The organism is bacterium, from assembly GCA_020440705.1.
In the GTDB taxonomy this organism is placed as follows: Bacteria; Krumholzibacteriota; Krumholzibacteriia; order LZORAL124-64-63; family LZORAL124-64-63; genus JAGRNP01.
In genome coordinates, this window is the sequence record JAGRNP010000303.1 from 1 (window position 1) to 617 (window position 617).

Below are 617 nucleotides of genomic sequence, written 5' to 3' on the forward strand. Positions count from 1 at the left end.
AGTAGAGGTACGGATCGCTGCCGTGGAAGACGCGCAGGATGGCACCGTTCACGCCCGACAACATGTAGACCGAGCCCGCGATCTCCTTGCCTCCCGGGTCGGCGGTGGGCGCGCCGGCGACCGCGTCGGGAACGCCGTCGCCGTTCAGATCACCGGCTGCCGCGCACGCGGAGCCGAAGTAGTCGAGCGCGTTGGTGCCGTTGTGCCGCCATAGCAGCGTGCCGTTCTTTCCCGAGTAGGCCCACACGGATCCCGAGTTCCGGAAGCCGGAGGGGTCGGTGTGCGGCGCGCTCACGAGGATGTCGTCGTAGCCGTCGCCGTTCATGTCGCCGGCGCCGTCCACGTCCCAGCCCACGCCGTCGATCGCGAACTCCCCGTCGAAGCGGTAGAGCTGCGTGCCGTCAGCTCCCGAGTACACGTAGGCGCGCCCGGCGTCGCGGCGTCCGTCCACGTCGTAGAAGGGCGCGCCGACCACGATGTCGGCGTGGCCGTCCCGGTTCACGTCGCCGGTGCCGCCCACCGAGTCCCCGAAGAGCGCACCGGCCTGGTCGCCCTCGAAGCGGAAGAGCCGCGCGTGGCCGGGGGCACCCGAGAACACGTAGGCCGCGCCGAAGTCC

The 617-nt window shown here is 71.0% G+C and carries 1 protein-coding gene; it reads right to left on the reverse strand.

Annotated features, from left to right (window positions below):
* Positions 1 to 617, reverse strand: a 617-nt coding sequence (locus KDM41_18500) for an FG-GAP repeat protein (protein MCB1185415.1), incomplete at both ends; no start/stop codon positions are given.